20 protein-coding genes are annotated in these 19374 nt (G+C 63.4%); 5 read left to right on the forward strand and 15 right to left on the reverse strand.

Annotation, left to right across the window (positions count from 1 at the left end):
• Positions 1-2 precede the first annotated feature (2 nt).
• Positions 3-941 carry a LysR family transcriptional regulator gene (locus tag ACYCZ5_RS04875; RefSeq protein ID WP_461543655.1) on the reverse strand — a complete coding sequence of 313 codons (939 nt, stop codon included), beginning with the start codon at positions 939-941 and terminating at the stop codon, positions 3-5.
• 110 nt (positions 942-1051) lie between these two features.
• Between ACYCZ5_RS04875 and rnk the strand changes: the two genes are divergently transcribed.
• The 5 genes from rnk to ACYCZ5_RS04900 all read left to right on the forward strand — a co-directional run bounded on the left by rnk (position 1052) and on the right by ACYCZ5_RS04900 (position 2667).
• A complete protein-coding gene (rnk, locus tag ACYCZ5_RS04880) occupies positions 1052-1498 on the forward strand; it encodes a nucleoside diphosphate kinase regulator (protein ID WP_461543656.1) in 447 nt (148 codons plus the stop codon).
• Positions 1499-1523: 25 nt separating this feature from the next.
• Positions 1524-1757 carry a DUF2934 domain-containing protein gene (locus tag ACYCZ5_RS04885; RefSeq protein WP_461543657.1) on the forward strand — a complete coding sequence of 78 codons (234 nt, stop codon included), beginning with the start codon at positions 1524-1526 and terminating at the stop codon, positions 1755-1757.
• Between the two features lie 56 nt (positions 1758-1813).
• A complete protein-coding gene (locus ACYCZ5_RS04890; protein WP_461543658.1) occupies positions 1814-2038 on the forward strand; it encodes a hypothetical protein in 225 nt (74 codons plus the stop codon).
• Positions 2039-2107: 69 nt separating this feature from the next.
• Entirely contained in the window at positions 2108-2326 is a 219-nt protein-coding gene (locus ACYCZ5_RS04895; protein WP_461543659.1) for a YdcH family protein, read from the forward strand.
• Between the two features lie 74 nt (positions 2327-2400).
• A complete protein-coding gene (locus ACYCZ5_RS04900; protein ID WP_461543660.1) occupies positions 2401-2667 on the forward strand; it encodes a hypothetical protein in 267 nt (88 codons plus the stop codon).
• A gap of 71 nt (positions 2668-2738) precedes the next feature.
• Here the strand turns inward: ACYCZ5_RS04900 and ACYCZ5_RS04905 are convergent, their stop codons facing one another.
• The 14 genes from ACYCZ5_RS04905 to ACYCZ5_RS04970 all read right to left on the reverse strand — a co-directional run bounded on the left by ACYCZ5_RS04905 (position 2739) and on the right by ACYCZ5_RS04970 (position 19369).
• Positions 2739-3269: a DUF2062 domain-containing protein gene (locus tag ACYCZ5_RS04905; RefSeq protein ID WP_461543661.1), complete on the reverse strand. Its 531-nt coding sequence runs from the start codon at positions 3267-3269 to the stop codon at positions 2739-2741.
• Positions 3266-4888: a Na/Pi cotransporter family protein gene (locus ACYCZ5_RS04910; protein ID WP_461543662.1), complete on the reverse strand. Its 1623-nt coding sequence runs from the start codon at positions 4886-4888 to the stop codon at positions 3266-3268. The genes ACYCZ5_RS04905 and ACYCZ5_RS04910 overlap by 4 nt, the downstream gene beginning before the upstream one ends.
• Positions 4885-7584, reverse strand: a complete 2700-nt coding sequence (locus tag ACYCZ5_RS04915; protein WP_461543663.1) for a cation-transporting P-type ATPase — start codon at positions 7582-7584, stop codon at positions 4885-4887. The genes ACYCZ5_RS04910 and ACYCZ5_RS04915 overlap by 4 nt, the downstream gene beginning before the upstream one ends.
• Before the next feature lie 13 nt (positions 7585-7597).
• Positions 7598-7924 (reverse strand): Na+/H+ antiporter subunit G, encoded by a 327-nt coding sequence (locus tag ACYCZ5_RS04920; RefSeq protein WP_461543664.1) that lies wholly within the window; start codon positions 7922-7924, stop codon positions 7598-7600.
• The gene (locus tag ACYCZ5_RS04925; RefSeq protein WP_461543665.1) at positions 7921-8190 is read right to left on the reverse strand and encodes a K+/H+ antiporter subunit F; all 270 of its coding nucleotides are present in this window, start codon (positions 8188-8190) and stop codon (positions 7921-7923) included. Before ACYCZ5_RS04925 ends, ACYCZ5_RS04920 begins: the two co-directional genes overlap by 4 nt.
• Positions 8184-8675: a Na+/H+ antiporter subunit E gene (locus tag ACYCZ5_RS04930; RefSeq protein WP_461543666.1), complete on the reverse strand. Its 492-nt coding sequence runs from the start codon at positions 8673-8675 to the stop codon at positions 8184-8186. Before ACYCZ5_RS04930 ends, ACYCZ5_RS04925 begins: the two co-directional genes overlap by 7 nt.
• The gene (locus ACYCZ5_RS04935) at positions 8672-10195 is read right to left on the reverse strand and encodes a monovalent cation/H+ antiporter subunit D (protein WP_461543667.1); all 1524 of its coding nucleotides are present in this window, start codon (positions 10193-10195) and stop codon (positions 8672-8674) included. The genes ACYCZ5_RS04930 and ACYCZ5_RS04935 overlap by 4 nt, the downstream gene beginning before the upstream one ends.
• Positions 10192-10518, reverse strand: a complete 327-nt coding sequence (locus ACYCZ5_RS04940) for a Na+/H+ antiporter subunit C (RefSeq protein ID WP_461543668.1) — start codon at positions 10516-10518, stop codon at positions 10192-10194. Before ACYCZ5_RS04940 ends, ACYCZ5_RS04935 begins: the two co-directional genes overlap by 4 nt.
• Entirely contained in the window at positions 10518-13307 is a 2790-nt protein-coding gene (locus ACYCZ5_RS04945) for a monovalent cation/H+ antiporter subunit A (protein ID WP_461543669.1), read from the reverse strand. Before ACYCZ5_RS04945 ends, ACYCZ5_RS04940 begins: the two co-directional genes overlap by 1 nt.
• Before the next feature lie 102 nt (positions 13308-13409).
• The gene (locus tag ACYCZ5_RS04950; RefSeq protein ID WP_461543670.1) at positions 13410-14918 is read right to left on the reverse strand and encodes a SulP family inorganic anion transporter; all 1509 of its coding nucleotides are present in this window, start codon (positions 14916-14918) and stop codon (positions 13410-13412) included.
• 71 nt (positions 14919-14989) lie between these two features.
• Positions 14990-15694, reverse strand: a complete 705-nt coding sequence (locus ACYCZ5_RS04955; protein ID WP_461543671.1) for a transporter — start codon at positions 15692-15694, stop codon at positions 14990-14992.
• Positions 15695-15719: 25 nt separating this feature from the next.
• Positions 15720-16625, reverse strand: coding sequence for a mechanosensitive ion channel family protein (locus ACYCZ5_RS04960; protein ID WP_461543673.1), 906 nt, complete (start codon positions 16623-16625; stop codon positions 15720-15722).
• Positions 16626-16644: 19 nt separating this feature from the next.
• On the reverse strand, positions 16645-18033 hold the full coding sequence (locus tag ACYCZ5_RS04965; RefSeq protein ID WP_461543674.1) for a cation:proton antiporter: 1389 nt from the start codon (positions 18031-18033) through the stop codon (positions 16645-16647).
• 67 nt (positions 18034-18100) lie between these two features.
• Complete coding sequence (locus ACYCZ5_RS04970) at positions 18101-19369, reverse strand: cation:proton antiporter domain-containing protein (RefSeq protein ID WP_461543676.1); 1269 nt, start codon at positions 19367-19369, stop codon at positions 18101-18103.
• Between the last annotated feature and the right edge of the window lie 5 nt (positions 19370-19374).

Genomic DNA, 19374 nt, shown 5'->3' on the forward strand with positions numbered 1-19374 from the left:
GATCAACCGTTCGATGGCTGGCGTGCATAGTGGCTATTGTCGCGGTCCCAATAGGGATCGGTGCCGATGCGCTCGATCAGGAAATCGATGAAAACACGCGCCTTGGCGGGCAAGTGCCGGGTCGGCAGATACATGGCATAGACGTGGCGTTCGACCGGGATGTATTCCGACAACACCGCTTGCAGGTTTCCCGCCTGCAGATCCTTGCCGATGATGAACGTCGGCAGGAGCGCCACCCCCAAGCCGCCAAGGACGGCCTGCGATAGCGCCTCGTCATCGTCCACATGCAGCGGCCCGTTCACCGGCACCGAAATATCCCCCTCCGGCCCGGTAAATCGCCAGCGTCCCTGCTCTCCGGAGCGGGTGTAATCCAGGCAGTTGTGAGCTACCAGATCCATGGGCGTTCTGGGTATGCCGCGCCGATGGAAATATTCCGGCGTTGCGCACAGTTGGCGCCGGACGGGGGCCAGCTTGCGGGCGACCAGATGTTCCTGCGGCTGGCCAGTAACCTGGATGATTAGATCGTAGCCTTCTTCGGCAAGATCGACCCATCGGTCGGTGATCGTCAGATCCACCTTGATTTTGGGATAAAGGGGGAGAAATTCGGCGAGCGCTGGGGCGACATGCAGTGTGCCGAAGGCGACCGAGGCGCTGATGCGCAGCGTGCCGCGCGGTTCGGAGGTGAGGCTGGCGACGAGGTTCTCGGCATCCGCCGCCTCTTCGAGAACCCGGCTGCCATGCTCGGCGACGGCGGCGCCGATCTCGGTCAAGCTCAGATGCCGCGTCGTGCGATTGAGCAGGCGAGCCCCCAGGGCGACCTCCAGCTTCGCGACCGCCTTGCTGACGGCGGAGCGGGAACTGCCCAAGCGGCGTGCCGCTTCGGCAAAGCTGCCGGATTCGGCGACGCGGGCGAATACGGCCAACAGGTTCAAGTCGAGCATGCGGGGTTCATAGGCAAGAGGGTTTCGCGGCCAATTGTATCCTCATTGGATACATTCTGGTTCCGGTATGACGACTAATCAAGCGCCGGGCAGGTGGCTACCATGCCACCATGAAACACCAATATGCACATGCCGATCTCGGCCATCGTTCGTTCTTGCCCGGACAGGAGGATTTGTTCGTATCGCAGGACGATTTCGTCCGCCTGCAAAAGCTGGTCGGCGATCATCCTCTGGCCGAAGAACTGGATCGGGCTATTGTCGTTCCGTCGGATCGTATTCCGAAGAATATCGTCACCATGCACTCCCGCCTCATCTACCTGGATGAACGTACCGGCGCAACCCGCGAGGTCGAACTGGTTTACCCCGACGAGGCGGACCCCATGGCGGGCAAGGTCTCGGTGCTGGCCCCGGTCGGCTCCGCCCTGCTGGGGCTCAGCGCCGGCCAATCGATAGACTGGGAATTTCCGAACGGCGAGGTGCATCGCCTGAGGGTCGAGCGTGTGCTCTTCCAGCCCCAGTCCATCGACACGGCGCTGGAGACAGCCAGAACCCTGTAGCACGCAACCGCAGAAGGAGAGTCCGATGACCAAGTCCAAGAAAACCGCAACGTCCGCCAAGGCAGCGCCCGGCCTCGCAGAAGGGGGCGCCGGCCTGCCCCATCCGGTCACGCCGGAACAGCGCCATCACTATGTCGAGGTTGCCGCCTACTACATCGCCGAACGGCGGGGCTTCGACACAGGATCTTGCGATGATGACTGGGCCCAGGCGGAAATCGAAATAGACCGTTTGCTGGCCGAGGGCAGGCTCAATCACTGAGCGCACCTGCGGTTCCATTTACGCAGCGGCTGATGTCATTTCAGTCAGGAGACCATATGAGAAATGACGCAAACCCGATCTCCAGCGAGTCGGTATTGAGAGTGTTCCACCGTTTCGCCTGCATTGACCTGCGCAAGTTGGCCGTGGAGCTGGGTGTCGATGCCGCGAATGCCATGCTCAGGATGGTAGTCGGAGACCTGGAGCGAAATGGGAAGATCCGCCGCATCGGCGGCGTCAGAGGTCGTCACACCTTGTTCGTTCTGGCGACGTTCGAAGGATGAAACCGAGGCGGATTTTTCTGTAATCGTTGCTTGCCATAGCTGTTTTAGTGAACCCCAAGGAGGAGTGCCATGTTTCCCGAATATCGCGAGCTAATTTCCCAACTCAAGGTGAATGATGCCAACTTTCGCCACCTGTTCAGCAAGCACAACGAACTGGATCAGCGGGTCAAGAACATGGAGGCTCATATCGAGCCGGCCAGTCATGAAGATATCGAGAGCCTGAAAAAGAAGAAATTGCTCCTGAAAGATGAAATATACGAATTGCTCAAGAAGGCCAGCGCGGTCTAGCCAGTGCGCGCATCCATGCGGCAGATCTTGCTCCCCTCCCAAGAATGCCAATCCACAGCAAAGTTGACTGAAGAATGCTCCCCAAAGACCTTGTAGCCCTGATAGAGAATGGCGATATCGAGAAGATTATCATCAGAAGGCCCTTGCCTACTGCCGCATGGTCCGTGTCCGCGTATGGGACGGCGTTGTCAGCCGATGTTGTCAATGTGGTCGAACTCAATGCCGAAGGCTCTCAACGCCTGTGGGCGGATCTGGATGCCGCTTATAGCTTCATTCGAAAATGCGGCTTCCAGCTTCCCGTCCACATTGTCGATTCCATCAATGATCGGCTATTGCCATAGCAGATGTCTGACAGGTTTGTGATGCGCTTGGGCGGATATGGAAGTGGCCGCCAAAGAGAAGAAATAAAGGTTCAACGCGACTGCCGCTGACGGCGTCGCCGCCATGCGAGCGCTATCTTCAGCCGCCACAATCCGCTGACCAGCAGGTAGGCTAGGGCGCCCATCGAGCTGGCCAGGATCAGCAGTCCCAGCAACAGCGGTTTCCCCAGTGCAGCGATGCGTTCTATCCAGCTGCTGTCCACACTCTCCGTCTGTACGCTCTCCAGATCCTTCAGACTGCCGTCATCGCCGATCAGCATGGCGCCGAGATGATAGGCGGCATAATAGATAGGCGCGAAGGTGACGGGATTGGTGACCAGCGTGCTGGCGATCGCGGTGGGGATGTTTGCACGCAGAACCACCGCCGCAGCGGCGGACAACGGGATCTGCGCGATCGGCACCAGCAGGCCGAAGAAGATGCCCAGCGCCACACCCAGCGCCACGCCGCGCCGCGTGATGTGCCACAACTGCGGATGATGCAGCGCCGGGCCGATCCAGCGCAGCCAGCGGTTGTGACGCACGCTCTCGGCGTTCGGCAGCAGGCGTTTCAGACGCTGTCTCATGACTGCGCTTCCCTCATCCCGTCCGGCGTGATGGCCGTGGTTTCCGCGTTGAGCATGAGCGCCGCCTTGACCGCCTGTTGCGCGGCACGGCGGGTTGCACCGGCGATGCGCAGGCGCGCATCCATCTCGGCTACCGGCAACTGGCCCTGTGCGCCGGCTTCGAGCAGGCGCGATTTGAGCGACTGGTAATGTTCTTCCAGCGTCTGCAGGGCGAGGCTCACGGTGGCACCATCCTGCATGTCTGTTGCCGGATCGACGGCATCCAGCAGCGCTTCGGCCTGTGCGATGAACCGGCCGGATTCCAGGGAGGCGTGCTGCAGCGGCTGTAGCGAAGCAGAGGCGACCTCCAGCGCGAGTTCGGCCAGCGTTTCGTAATAGCGCGCGGTGCGCAGGATGGCCGGCAAGCGCAGGGCACCTTCCGGCGACATGCCGTTGCGGTTCAGGCGCGTGATGAAATCGGCGATAGCCAGGTTGAGGCTGGCGACGATCTGCTGGTCGCGCGCGGAGTGCTCAGCGGCGCTGCCGTTGATCGCCACACGCAGCGCGCGCAGGGCGATGGTGCCCATGCGCCGCACTTCCTGCAGGAGCGCATCCAGCGCCAATGCGGGCACTTCCGCCACGTTGGCGTCCAGATATTGCGGCCGTGCCTCGTCCTCTTCCGCCGTGCGGAAGCGCTGCTCCAGAAAATGCGTCAGTCGCCCCACCAGCGGCCACATCAGTGCCACGCCGAGCAGGTTGAACACGGTGTGGAACATGGCCAGCGTGGCGGCGGGCGCGGCATCCATTTCCAGCAGGTCGCGCAGCAGGGCTATCAGCCACAACAGGCCCGGCAGCAACAGCAGGGCGACGATGCCGGTGATCACGTTGAACAGCACATGCGCCCCGGCGGCGCGTTTCGCGTTCGGCGTAGCGCCGATGGCGGCGATCAGCGCGGTCACCGTGGTGCCGACGTTGGCGCCGATCACGATGGCAGCCGCCGCCTCGATGCCGATCATGCCGCTCTCGGCGGCAGTGAAGGCCATCACCAGCGAGGCGGCGGAAGCCTGCATCACCACCGTCATCAGGATGCCGGTCAGCACCATCAGTGCGATGCCGGTCATGCCGCCGAACTCCGCAAGCGAGAAGTCGGTTCCCACGCCAGAGAACGACACGCGCAGCATGTCGATGCCAAGGAACAGTACGCCGAAACCGGCCAGTGCCATGCCCAGCGCGCCGCGCTTGCCGTTACCGCCGGCGAGCTTGAGCATCATGCCGACCCCGATCAGTGGCAGCGCCAGCACGTCGATCTTGAACTTGAGCCCGACCAGCGCCACCAGCCAGCCGGTCATGGTGGTGCCGACGTTGGAGCCGAACAGCACCCACAGTGACTGGCCCAGCGTGAGCAGGCCGGCATTGACGAAGCCGATGGCTGCCACCGTCACCGCGCTGGACGACTGCACCAGCGCCGTCATCAGCGCGCCGGATGCCAGCCCGCGCAGCGGTGTCCTGGTGGAGTTGGCGAGTATGCCCTTCAGCGCCTGACCGGCTGCCAGCCGCATCCCGTCCGTCATCAGGCTCATGCCCAGCAGGAACAGGCCGATGCCGCCCAGCATGCCGCCATAGGTGGTCCAGTCGTTCACGGCAGCTTCTTATTGTTGCGCTCGCGCAGCTGGCGGATCGCCAGCTTCTCCAGCTCGACTGCGAAGAACAGCAGCGCGCCGAAACCCGCGATCAGCGCCCAGGCTGCCGCGTCCAGCGCGACCACGCCGAACATCTGCTGCATGAACGGCACATAGGTGAAGGCGAGCTGGATGACCACCAGCACCGCGATGCTGAGCAGCACATAGGGATTGCCGGTGAAGTCCTGCCAGCTACGCACCGGCCCCAGCAGATAGCGGCAGTTGAACAGGTAGGCGATCTCGCCCACCACCAGCGCGTTGACCGCCACGGTGCGCGCCGTCTCCAGACTGTCGCCTTGCGCGAGTTCCCACAGGAACAGCGCTACCACACCCAGCGCCAGCAGGATCGAGACGAAGCTGATGCGCCAGACCATGAAGCCGGACAGCAGGGGCGCATCCGCCGCGCGCGGCACGCGCTGCATCACGTCCGGTTCGGCTTTTTCAAACGACAGCGCCAGCGCCAGCGTGACCGCGGTCACCATGTTCACCCACAGGATCTGCACCGGCGTCAGCGGCAGCGCCATACCGAATACGATGGCGATCAGCACGATGCCGGCCTCGCCGCCGTTGGTCGGCATGATGAACACGATGGCCTTCTTGATGTTGTCGTACACGGTGCGGCCCTCGCGCACCGCATGCGCGATGGTGGCGAAGTTGTCGTCGGCCAGCACCATCTCCGCCGCTTCCTTGGCGACCTCGGTACCCTTCATGCCCATCGCCACACCGATGTCGGCGCGCTTTAGCGCGGGTGCGTCGTTCACGCCGTCGCCTGTCATGGCGACGATCTCGCCGTTGGCCTGCATGGCAGTCACCAGACGCAACTTGTGTTCGGGACTGGAACGGGCGAATACATCCACCTCGCGTACTGCCTGGCGCAGCGCCTCGTCGTCCATCGCATCGAGTTCGATGCCGGTCAATGCCTGACCGTTGCCGATGCCCAGCTGTGCGGCGATGGCGCGCGCGGTGTCGGCGTGGTCGCCGGTGATCATCTTGACGCGTATGCCGGCCGCCCTGCAGTTGCGCACCGCGGCGATGGCTTCCTCGCGCGGCGGATCGCTGATGCCGACCATACCCAGCAGGGTGTAGCCGCCCTCCATGTCGGAGAAGTTCAGCGAGCGTTGTTCGCTGTCCGCCGCCTTCATCGCCAGTGCCAGCACGCGCTGGCCGAGCGCGCCGGTCGCCGCCATCTGTGCATGCCAGTAGGGCAGGTCCAGTGGCGTGTCTTCGCCCAACCCTCGTTGCGAGTGACACATGGCAAGTAACTGTTCCACCGCGCCCTTGACGAAGATGAAAGCGTGACCACTGTGGTCATGGTGCAAGGTCGCCATGAAACGATGTTCGGATTCGAACGGGATGTGGTCGGAGCGGGGCAGCGCACCCCGCTCGAAATGTTCATCCATGCCGGCCTTCAGCAGCAGCGGGATGAGCGCGCCCTCGGTCGGGTCGCCGCTGATCTGCCACTGTCCTTCTTCTTCTTGCAGCGTGGCATCGTTGCACAGCAAGCCTGCACGCAGCAGGTCCTGCACATGTGTGTATTCGGCCATGTCCACCTCGCGGCCGTCGCGCGCAAAACCGCCGTGCGGTGCGTAGCCGCTGCCGCTCACCTCGAACGTCTCGGTGGCAGTGATCACGCGTTGCACCGTCATCTCGTTCCGGGTCAGCGTGCCGGTCTTGTCGGTGCAGATGGTGGTCACGGCGCCCAGCGATTCAACCGCCGGCAGACGGCGCACGATGGCATTGCGCCCAGCCATGCGCTGCACGCCGAGCGCCAGCGTGATGGTCAACACAGCCGGCAGCCCTTCCGGGATCGCCGCCACCGCCATGCTCACCGCGGCGAGGAACATGTCGCCGAGGCCGTAGTGATGGACCAGCCAGCCGAACAGGAAGGTCAGCGCGGCCAGCGCCATGATGGCGACGGTCAGCCAGCGGCCGAAGGTCTCCATCTGCCGGAGCAGCGGCGTGGTCAGCGTCTGCACTTCCTGCAGCATGGCACTGATGCGGCCGATCTCGGTGTCGTCGGCGGTCGCCACCACCACGCCCGTGCCCTGGCCGTACACCACCAGCGTGCTGGAATAAGCCATGCAGAAGCGGTCGCCCAGCGCGGCATGGGCATCCACCGCTGTGCTGTCTTTCTCGACTGCGGTCGACTCGCCGGTCAGCGCGGCTTCCTCGATGCGCAGGTTCTTCACGTTCAGCAGACGCAGGTCGGCCGGTACCTTGTCGCCGGATTGCAGCAGCACGATGTCGCCCGGCACCAGCGTGTCGGCGGCCACGACCTGGCGTCTGCCGCCGCGCAACACCGTGGCTTCGGGTGACAGCATGCGGCGGATCGCGTCCATCGCCTGTTCCGCCTTGCCCTCCTGGATGAAGCCGATGAACGCGTTGATCACCACCACGCCGACGATCACGGCGGTGTCCACCCAGTGCGCGAGCAGCGCGGTGACCGTCGCGGCAGCCAGCAGCACATAGATCAGCACATTGTGGAATTGCAGCAGGAAGCGCATGAACGGACCGCGTCGCTGCGGCGGCGTGAGCCGGTTGGGGCCATGCTCGGCGAGGCGGCGCGCGGCCTCGTCCGCACTCAGGCCGGTAGTCGTGGAATGCTGGGCAGCCAGCGTCTCATCCGCCTGAAGTTGATGCCAAGATTGCTGCGTCATACCGAGCTCCTCATTATTCTGTTCCATCGACATCCATGCCGTCCTTGGCCGCTTGCCGGTGCAGGGCCGCTTTGGCCAGCAGGTGCGCCGACACCGGCGCGGTGATGAACAGGAAAACCATCACCGCGATCTCGTGCAGGCTGACGCCGTCACGGGTGGCGGTGAAATACACGGCGGATGCCAGCACCATCGCGCCCACGCCCAGCGTGGTCGCCTTGGTCGGTCCGTGCAAGCGGGTGAAGAAATCCGGCAGCCGCGCCAAGCCTATCGAGCCCAGTAGCGCGAACAGCGCGCCGAGCAGGATCAGTGCTGCGACAACGAATTCGATGTAAGGGTTCATTCTATGATGTCTCCGCGCAATAGATATTTGCACAGTGCCACGGTGGCGACGAATCCCATCGCCGCCAAGAGCAGCGCGCCCTCAAAATAGGCACTGCTCGCCTCGCGAATGCCGTAGAGCACCAGCAGCGCGATGGCGTTGATGTTGAGCGTGTCGAGCGCGAGGATGCGGTCGGTGATGTCGGGGCCTTTCAGCAGCCGCCACAGGTTGAGCAGCATGGCCAGACCGATGAGCACGAAGCCGGCCTCGATGGCGAAGTTCAGCATGCGAAGATCTCCCTGATCGGTTTCTCATAGTGCTGCTTGATCTGCCGGATCAATGCAGCCGGATCGGGCGCATCCAGCGCATGCACCTGCAACACCCAGCGTTCGCGGTCCACGTCGATGGACACCGTGCCCGGCGTCAGCGACACGATGCTGCCCAGCACCGTGGCGGCGAACGGGTCGCGCAGGTCCAGCGGCACTTCGACGAAGGCGGGATGCAATGCCGTCACCGGCCCGACCACGCGCCGCGCCACTGCCCAGTTGGCGAGCAGCATGTCCCAAGCGATACGTGCGGCGAAGCTCAGCGCCACGCCCGGATGTTTGATGCGCGGTGCATCCGGCCAGAAAGGCGACACGATGTGCGGCAGCAGCAGGGCCAGCAGCGCACCAAGCAACAGCGTACCGGCCGAGGCGGCATTGCTCAGCGCTGCCCACAGCAGGAACAAGGTGAGTGACAACGCCGGGCGCGGGAGCAGGCGGCGCATCATGGTCGTGTCTCCCGTTCAATGGCGTGTCCGCCCAGCACGCCGGCGACATAAGTCTGCGGGTCGTGCAACTGCGCGGCGGCGCGTGCGGCATAGTCCGAAACCGGACGCGCGAACAAGGCGAGCAGCAGTGCGGGTGACACCAGCAGCGCGACAGCCAGGCTGCGGCGCCAGCAGAAGGGGTGTGTGTTGCCGTGCGGATGTTTGGGGCTGCGTTCCCAGAACAGTCGGCCGCCACCCTTTGCCAGCGCCAGCATCAGCAGCAGACCGGCAAACAAGAACACCGACCAAATCGCTATGGCGCTGCCGCTGTCGCGCAGCGCGCTCAGCAACATCAGCTTGCCAAGGAAACCCGCGAACGGCGGCAGACCGACCGCCGAGGCAGCAGCCAGCAGGAAGGCCAATCCCAGCCATGGGGTGTGCAGGCGCGGGCCGGGCTGGAAGGCATCGGCGACATCTCCGCGCCGCACGGTGACCAACTCTGCAATGAGGAACAGCGCGGCCGCGACGAAGGTGGATTGCACCAGGTAATACAGCGCGGCGGCGCTGACATCTGCCTGCGGGAAGACGGGTACGACCAGCAGCGTGCCGGCGGAAGCCAGCACCAGCCATGCGGTGAGGTCGCGCAGGCGCATCGCTGCCAGTGCGCCGATGGCTGCGAACAGCACCGTCGCCAGCGCCAGCGGCAACAGCCAGCCGTCCAGCAGGTCGGCCGTGGCGGCGGCAGGCGCGAAGGCGATGGCCTGCACGCGCAGGATGCTCACGATGCCGACCTTGGTCATGATGACGAACAGGGCGGCGACCGGCGCACCGGCGGCGGCATAGGCATGCGGTAGCCAGAACGACAGCGGCAAAAGTGCGGCCTTCAGTGCGAACACAGCGATCAGCAGCATGCAGGCGAGTCGCGCCGGCGCGACGTCTAGCCCCGGTGCTTGTAGACGCAAAGCAACATCGGCCAGATTCAGCGTGCCCAGCGTGCCGTACAACATGCCCAGTGCGATCAGGAACAGCGCCGACCCGGCCAGATTCAGCACCACGTAAGCTAGGCCCGCGCGGGTGCGCGCCAGCCCGCCGCCATGCGCCAGCAACACATAGGACGCGAGCAGCATCACCTCGAAGAACACGAACAGGTTGAACAGGTCGCCGGTCAGGAAGGCGCCCTGCAGACCGAACACCTGCAACTGGAACAGCGGATGGAAATGTCGGCCGCGTTCGTCGAATCCGGCGCTGGCATACAACAGCGCGCTGGCTGCCAGCGAGGCGGTGAGCAGTACCATGATGGCGGCCAGCCGATCCACCGCCAGCACGATGCCGAACGGCGCGACCCAGTCGCCCAGCGCATACACCCGCACCATGCCATCATCGGCCAGCAATACCAGCCACAGCGCGGCCGCTACACCGAGCACTGCGCCGACGAGGCCGATGGTGCGCTGCACGGCGATGCCGTAGCCCTTCACTGCCAGTTGCAGCAAGGCCGCAAGGAACGGTATCAGGATGGGCAGGATGGCGGCATGCTGGGTCATCGCTTTTCCTTCGCATCCACATGGTCGTCGCCCGACACACTCAAGGCGCGCAGCGCCAGCATCACCAGATACGCGGTCATGCCGAAGCCGATCACGATGGCGGTCAATACCAGCGCCTGCGGTAATGGGTCGGTGTAACTCGCACCGTCGCGGATCAGCGGCGGCGCGTCCATGCGCAGCCTGCCGCTGGCGAACAGGAACAGGTTCACCGCGTAGGACAGCAGTGTCAGCCCGAGGATGAGCGGGAAGGTGCGCGCACGCAGCAGCAGGAACACGCCGCAGGCGGTGAGCAGGCCGATGGCGATGGCGAGGATCGCTTCCATCAGCGCGCCACCTCATGGTTCACGGACAGTTTGCCCAGTTCCGCCAGCACCATCAGCACCACGCTGACCACCACCAGATACACGCCGAGGTCGAACACCATGGCCGAGGCCAGTTCGATGTCGCCGATCAGCGGCAGGGCGATGTGGCCGTGCGTGGTGGTGAGGAAGGGGTAGCCGAAAGCCCACGCTGCCGCACCGATGCCGCCAGCGCACGCAAGGCCGGCCGCGAGGAACAAGGGCAGCCGCTGCGGCAGGCGCGCGCTGGCGAAACCGATACCGCTGGCGAGGTATTGCAGGATCAGCGCGACGCCGGTCACCAGTCCCGCCACGAAGCCGCCGCCCGGCAGGTTGTGGCCGCGCAGGAAGATGTACACCGACACCATCAGCGCCAGCGGCAACAGCGGACGCATCAGCATCTGCAGGAACAGCGGGTGGCGTTCGCTCGCCCATGCGCGACCGTCGCCGTCGAGAATGGGCTGCTTGAGCACCAGCTGGTCGAGCAGCGCATGCGCGGCCAATCCAACCATCGCTAGCACGGTGATCTCGCCCAGCGTGTCGAAGCCGCGGAAGTCCACCAGAATCACGTTCACGACATTGCTGCCGCCCCCGCCCGGCACCGACTGCGCCAGATAGAAAGCGGAGATGGTGTCGAACGGTGCAGTCAGCATTGCCCAAGTCGCCGCGCCCAGTCCGACACCGGCGCCGAGCGCCAGCAGCGCATCGCGCATGATGCGCGGCATGCTGTCCTCGGCGGGTGTGGTGGGCGGCAGGTAATACAGCGCCAGCAGCATCAGCACGATGGTGACCACTTCGACCGAAAGCTGGGTGAGGGCCAGATCGGGCGCGGAGAAGCGCACGAAGGTCAGCGCCACGATCAGGCCGATCACGCTGGTGAATACTACGGCCGTGAGGCGGTGATGGTGCAGTCGCACCACGCCGGTCGCTGCCACGGCCAGCATGCCCAGCGCGACGAGGCTGGCGGCATCGGGGGCTTGGGTGACGACAGGCAGCGCGGCGGCGGACGCGGTCCACCAGGCCCAGCCGCCCAGCGCCAGCACAAAGGAGATGAACAGCGCGAGGTAACGTTGCAACGAGCCGTTGTCCATCCAGGCGACCAGTGACCGCGCAGCCGCCACCATCTTCTCGTAACCGCGCTCGAACATGATGCTGGCGTGGATGGAAGGCAGGCGTTCATACAGTGCGTACAGCCGATGGCGCATGGCATACAGCGCGATGCCGCCAGCCAGCGCGAGCAGACTCATCATGAACGGCGCGTTGAAGCCGTGCCACACCGCCAGATGGAATTCAGGCAGCGGCTGTTGCAGCACCGCACCGGCGGACGCATGGAGTATCGGGGCGATGCTCCACTGCGGGAAGATGCCGACCAGCAGACACATCGCCACCAGCACCTCCACCGGCGCACGCATCCATCGCGGCGGTTCGTGCGGCTTGCGCGGCAAGTTGACCGGGTCGCCGTTGAAGAACACGTCGTGGATGAAGCGCGACGAATAGGCCACCGCGAGGATGCCGGCGAGCGTAGCGAAGGCGGGCAGCAGCCAGCTCATCTCGTCGAACACCGGGTGGCCGACGGTCTCGGCGAAGAACATCTCCTTGCTGAGGAAGCCGTTGAGCAGCGGTACGCCTGCCATCGAACCGGCGGCGACGATGGCCAGCGTGGCGGTGATGGGCATGAACTTGAACAGGCCGTTGACGCGGCGCATGTCGCGTGTGCCGCACTCGTGGTCGACGATGCCGGCCGCCATGAACAGGGAGGCTTTGAAGATGGCGTGGTTGATGATGTGGAACACGGCCGCCACCACCGACAGCGGCGTGTCCAAGCCGAACAGCAGCGTGATCAGCCCGAGATGGCTGATGGTGGAATAGGCCAGCAGGCCCTTGAAGTCGTAGCGGTAGAAAGCGAGGTAGGCGGCATACAGCAGCGTGATCGCGCCGGTGCCGCTGACCAGCCAGAACCACAGCTCACTGCCGGCCAGTGCCGGATAAAGACGCGCCAGCAGGAACACGCCAGCCTTCACCATGGTGGCCGAATGCAGATAAGCCGACACCGGTGTGGGCGCGGCCATCGCCATCGGCAGCCAGAAATGGAAAGGGAATTGCGCCGACTTGGTGAACACGCCGAGCAGCACGAGGATCAGCATGGGTGCGTACAGTGCATGCGCGCGTATCTGTTCGCCCGCCGCCAGCACCACCGACAGTTCGTAACTTCCTGTGATGTGTCCCAGCAGCAGCACGCCAGCGAACAGCGCCAGTCCGCCGCCGCCGGTGACCGCTAGCGCGATGCGCCCGGACAGTCGCGATTCGTAGCTCTCTTGTTTGTAGGAGATGAGCAAGAAGGAAGCGAGGCTGGTCAGTTCCCAGAACACCACCAGCAACAGCAGGTTCTCCGACAGCACCACGCCCAGCATCGACGCCATGAACAGCAGCAGCAGCGTGTAGAAACGCCCCAGTTTGTCGTGCCCGTCCAGATAGTAGTAGGCGTACAGCGTGACCAGCAGACCGATGCCGAGGATCAGCAGGCTGAACATCAGGCCGAGGCCGTCGAGACGCAAGGATAGTGTCAGGCCCCACTCAGGCAGCCAGGCGAAGCTGGTCAGCAGGGTGGCACCGCCCATCACCGGCATCACCAGCGGGGCCAGCAGGGCCAGACAGGACGCCATCACCAGCGCACTTGCCAGCGCGGCATAACCGCGCCCGTAGCGTTGCAGGAGCAACGGTAGCGGGGCGGCGCAGAAGGCCAGGGCGACGAGGGCGGGCAAGGCGGTATGCATGGGTTTATGTTACCGGACTTCGGGGGTGGAACAGCCGGAATCGGGCAGTGCGTGCAACGCCAGCGGCCTTGTGTTGGCCTGCCGCCGCGTTGTGCAGGACGCTCATCCCAGGCGGTTGTCGGCCGGGTGGTAGTGCGGGTCTTCCAGCACGTTCACTTCGATCATGCCCTTGGCTTTGTCGAGCAACTCCAGACAGTCCGGACTCAGATGGCGCAGGTGCAACTTCTTGCCGAGCTGGGTGTAGCGATCGGCTAGTTGGTCGATGGCTTCCAGACCGGAATGATCCTTGACGCGCGCGTTCCTGAAATCGATCACCACTTCCTCCGGGTCGTCCTTCGGCGTGAACAGGTTGAGGAAGCTCTGCGATGAGGCGAAGAACAGTGAGCCGTGCAGGTCGTACACCTTCCAGCCGTGTTCCTCGGTGGTGACGCGCACCTCCATACTCTTGGCGTGCTCCCAGGCGAAGGCCAGCGCCGAGATGATGATACCGACGATGACCGCGATGGCGAGGTCGGTCAGCACGGTCACCACGGCAACGGTGATGCCGACCACGATGTCGGTGCGCGGCACTTTGCCGAACAGGTTGAAGCTGCCCCACTCGAAGGTCTTTTCCGACACCACGAACATCAGGCCGATCAAGGCGGCCAGCGGGATCATCTCGATCCACTCCGATGCGAACAAAATGAAGCTCAGCAGGAACAGTGCGGCGGTGATGCCGGACAGGTTCTTCACCGCGCCGTTGGTGACGTTGATCATGCTTTGGCCGATCATGGCGCAGCCGCCCATGCCGCCGAAGAAGCCGGTGACCACGTTGGCCACGCCTTGCCCGATGCTGGCGCGGTTGGGCTTGCCGCGCGTGTCGGTCATGGTGTCGATCAGGTTCAGCGTCAGCAGCGATTCGATCAGGCCGATGGCGGCGAGGATCACGCTGTAGGGGAAGATGATCTGCAGCGTCTCCCAGTTCAGCGGCACTTCGGGCAGGTGGAATGTCGGCAGGCCACCGGCGATGGAAGCCATGTCGCCCACGGTCTTGGTGTCGATGCCGGCGAAGATCACCAGCGCCGAGGTAGCGACGATGGCGGCCAGTGTGGAGGGCAACACTTTGGTGAAGCGCGGCAGGATATAGATGATGGCCATGGTCAGCGCGATCAGACCCAGCATGGTGTACAGCGGCGCGCCTTGCATCCAGTCGCCGTCGGGCGTTTTGAAGTGGCTCATCTGCGCCAGGAAGATGACGATGGCCAAGCCATTGACGAAGCCCAGCATCACCGGATGCGGCACCATGCGGATGAACTTGCCGAGCTTGCCCAGCCCGAAGCCGATCTGTAACACGCCCATCAGCACCACGGTGGCGAACAGGTATTCCACGCCGTGCGTGACCACCAGCGCCACCATCACCACTGCCAGCGCACCGGTCGCACCAGAGATCATGCCAGGGCGGCCGCCGATGAGCGAGGTGATGAGGCCGACCATGAAGGCGGCATACAGGCCGACCAGCGGATGCACCTGTGCCACCAACGCGAAGGCGATGGCTTCGGGTACCAGCGCGAGCGCGACGGTGAGGCCGCTCAGTATGTTGGTCTTGGCTTCGGTGAGATCCTTGATGTCCATGCGTGTGTTCCAGTTTCAAAATAAAAAAACGTCGCAGACGACATGCGACGTCGTGATGGTGAGATATCGGGTCAATAGCTGCGCGCGAATCCAAAGCCGATGAAGTCGGCGGCATTGTTGTTCACATCCAGGCCGAGATGCAGGTCGAGTTGGGTGCGCTCGTCGAGCAGCCAGGCGAAGCCGCCATCCAGCATGTAGCTGTCTTCGCCGGCGTGGTTCAGCGGATGGTCGGCGTACAGTTCGAGGTAACTGCCGAGTTGTTCGCTGTGTGAGAACGACGCGCCGATTGCGGTTTGCAAATCGGTCTGCAAGCTGCCGGGGTTGTTACTGGCGAGCTGGAACATGCCGAACAGCCCGGTCGTTGCATGGCTCCACAACAACGCTGCCAGCGGTGCCGCGCGGCTACCTTCGGGATTTCCGTTGCTGCTGGGCAGCGCGAGCAGACCCAGCAGCGACAGGTCCAGCGTATCGGAATCGAGCAGGCGATATTTGCCGCCCAGTGTCAGGTCGCCCACAGTCGTGGCGCCGTTGGCGAAGTTCCAGCCGCCCCATTGCAGGTCGAGTTCGGCGACCGGCGTCAGGCCGATGCGCACATTGCTCAGGGGGAAGCTGCGGCTGCCCGACTCGGCCTGCAAGCCGAGTTCGATGTTGTAGTGGCCGGGGCTGACCGTGTAGGTGCCGGTGCTGAAACCGGGGCGGTCGGCGATGAGGGGTTCGGCGTGCAGGGCGGTGACGGTGAGTAGCAGTGGCAGACAAACAAACAGATACGATCTCATGGGCGGTACAGTGTGTTGAAGGGTTTCATTCCGCCTGCGCGGGGCGCAGACGGACTTCGGGCAGTTCGGTCAGTTGCATCACCGGCGCGGCGATCTTCACGCGGCCTGCGCTCTTCTCGATCTCGTCGAGGATGGCGGTGAACAGGCGGTCCTTGGTGGTGCGGCGGCGGCTGTAATCCACCAGATAGCGCAGCGTGAACTCTATCCAGTTGGCATCGAAACTCATGGTCACGACCACGTCCAGTCGCGCGTCCTCGGCGCGATGGTGCAGCATGAAGTTGGACCAGTATTCCTGGGCGGCCGCCATGGTGTCGGCCTGCTCGCGTTTGCCCACGTTGAGCAGGATGCTGCGCGCGAGCCGGTGGTCGCAATCGGTGCGCACCGGCACCACGATCTCGTCCCAAAGGAAAGGGAAATCCACGCTGTAGTTCTGCACCTGTTCGCGCAGCACGATGTTGTTGGGCAGATACACCACGCGGCCGTTGTACAGGTCGGACTTCACCCAGTCGCCGCATTCCATCACGGTGGTGGTGAGCGGGCCGATGTCCATCACATCGCCCATGATGCCGCCCAGCTTGATGCGGTCGCCCGGCTTGTACAGGTTGCCGAAGGTGACCACCAGCCAGCCGAAGAGGCTCTGGATCAGTTCGCGTAAGGCGAAGCCGATACCGACGCCAAGCAGACCTATCAGCACCGGCAGGTTGGACAGCTGGTTGCTGAAGATGGCGATGGCGGCCAGCAGCCCCAGCACATAGCCGGACAGGCTGAGCGCTTTGCGCGTCTTGTAACGCAAGTCTTTGTTGAGGATGTTGTTGGTGGCGAGCATCTGCGCGAAGCGCACCAGCAGCAGGATGAACAGCAGACTCAGCAACAGCCCCAGCAGTTTGCCGGCCATCGGGTGCGCGGTCAGATCATGGAAGGTCTCGATCATGGACTTGTCGCTCTCTGATTTAGTGGTGGGCTTCCTCGGCTAGCTTCTCGCTACGGAAGACTTCCTTGTTGCGTCCGATGATGAGCAGCAGCGCGCCGGAATAGAGGAAAGTGGACAGCATGATAACGCCGATGACCACCGCCTTGAACATCTCAAGGTGCGGGAAGTCGGCTGGGATCATGGTGATCATCACGATGGACAAGCCACCCTTGATGCCCGCGAAGGTGAGCACGCTCCACCAGCGCAGGCTGATGTCGACCATCTTTGCGGTGCGGTTGGCGATGGCGGCGAACAGGCCCATCATCGCGCCGCGTATCACCGTGGTGGCGATGAACATCACCAGAATCTCGGTCCTGTATTGCCATAGCAGCTTCAGGTCGATCATCTCCGCCATGGCGATGAACAGGATGGTGTTGGCGACCAGCGCCAGCAGCTGGATGTCTTCCTTGGTGCGCAGATGGCGGTCGCGTTCGGCGAGCGTGGCGCGCAGGCGGCCCAGCGTGTTGCCGATCAGACCGGCGGAGGCGTTGTGGCTCATGGCTTCGCGTTGCAAGGTGGCTTCGTCAGCCTCGATGCTGCGTGCTTCCTCGTCGACCGCCTGCATCATCACGTGGTTGACAGTGATCACGGCGAAGATCACAGCCAGGATGCCGGAAAGATGCAGATGCGAATGGCCACCCAGCAGGTTGAGGAACACATAGAAATGTTCGGCGATCTCGAAAGCGCCGTAACCGGCGAGGATCAGCACCATCATCTCGGCGAAGCGGTTGTGTGTGGATTTCATCAGCATCAGGCCGAGGAAACCGACCAGCATGCCGACCGCAACCGAGCCCAGGATCACTTCCGCGCTGATGCCCAGTACATAACCGGCCGTGATCTCATTGCCGCCCAGTGCATAAAGACCGACGAACACGAAAGCGATCAGCGCCGTCGCGTCATTCAGCAGGCTCTCGCCTTCGGCCAGGATCTTCAGGCGATGTGGCAGTTCGAACTTGGAGAAGATGCTCACCACAGACACCGGATCGGTCGCCAGCACCATGGCGAACAGCACGATCACGGCGGCAGTTGACAGTTGATATTCGCCAAACAGCCAGTCCGAGATGGCCAGCGCGGTCAGTACCGACAGGATGATGGAGACCACCGCCAGATGCAGCAGGCTCCAGGCATGCTCTTTCAAGTCGGCGACCTTGAGTTCCAGCGAGTCGGAGATCAGCAGCACCGGCAGCAGGAAGATGACCAGCAGGGCGAAGTGTTCGGTGTCACCGGTCAGAACCGGCACCTGGCTGAACGCATAGTGGGCGACGAAGGAAAGCAGGATCAAACCCAGCGGCGACGGCACGCGCATTTTTTCTTCCAGTTGCAGGGCGAGGAACAGGATCGTGGCTATCGTCAGGAGTGTGATGATCATGCGTGATTTCCAGAAATAAGTTCATGGCAGCGCCGTGCGGCGCATGCCGGTCGGTGTCGATGCCTGCTCAGGATTCGGGCGGCGGGACGAAGGCGGGTACTTTCATGGTGTCACCCGGCGGCTTGCCCAACAGGCGGGAATAAAGATTGCGTACGGCGGGAGCGGGGTAGGCCATTACCAGCACCGCCGTGAGCGAGATGCTGAACAGCACCACCATGTAAGTGGTGTCGCGTATCGTTTCCCCGCCTGCGATGCCGTATTGCAAAGGCAGTGAGGCCAGTACCGCCGCTGCCAGACCTTTGGGTGCCATCATGGAAGTGACAGCGGTGTCGCGCAGGGTATAGGTCGGGTCGCGGAACACCACGCGCGTGAGCAGCAGGCGCAGCACATACACCAGCAACACCATCACGATGGCGACCGTGGCTGGGCCGATCGCGCCGAAGTGGATGGAGATACCCAGATACACGAAGAAGTAGGTCTTCAACAGGAACACCGCCTCGCGATAAAAGATGAGGTCGACCTCGTTCAGAGGCTCGATGTTCTTGTCCAGATTGGGGATGCGGTGCAGGCCGAACTTCTGGAAGTTGGTCAGTGTGATGCCCAGTGCCAGCGCGGCGATGGCGCCGGAGAAGCCCAGTGCCTCGGTCGCGCCGTACACGATGAACACATAGGCCAGGGTGGACGAGATGGTGTTGGGGAAGTCGCGCACCTTGCCCAGCACCAGCAGCCAGCCTATGCCGCCCACCACGCCGAACACGGCGGCGAACACCAGCGCCGCCATCACGCCACCCACCACCTTGCCGGCCGCCACATCACCCTGCGTCATGATCTGCAGCATGGCGAACACGCCCACGATACACAGCACGTCGGTCAGCGCGGATTCCAGCACCAGCACGGTGGAAGGCTTCTCGGACAGTTTCAACGCGCTCACCATCGGGATCACCACGGCGGACGAAGTGCCGCCCAGGGTGAGACCCAGCAACAGCGAGGACATGAGATTCAAGTCAAGCATGGACATACCGACCACCGAGACCACTGCCGTGGTCAGCACAAAGCAGGCGATGGACAGGAAGCCGGTGGTGCCGATGGACTGTCCCAGCACATCGAGGTTGAGCGAGGTGCCGCTCTCGAACAGGATCACCACAAGCGCGATGGTGGCCAGCAAAGAGCCGATCTTGCCGAAGTCGTCGGGCGACACGATACCCAGCACAGGCCCGAGCAATATGCCGATCAGCATCAGCACCAGCACGTCGGGGATGTTGGTGCGCGAGAATTGCAGCGACAAAAAGTGCGCAAAGAACACCATCAGGCCGATGACGAGTACGGTGGTGGACATGAATG

The organism is Sideroxydans sp. (assembly GCF_054604835.1).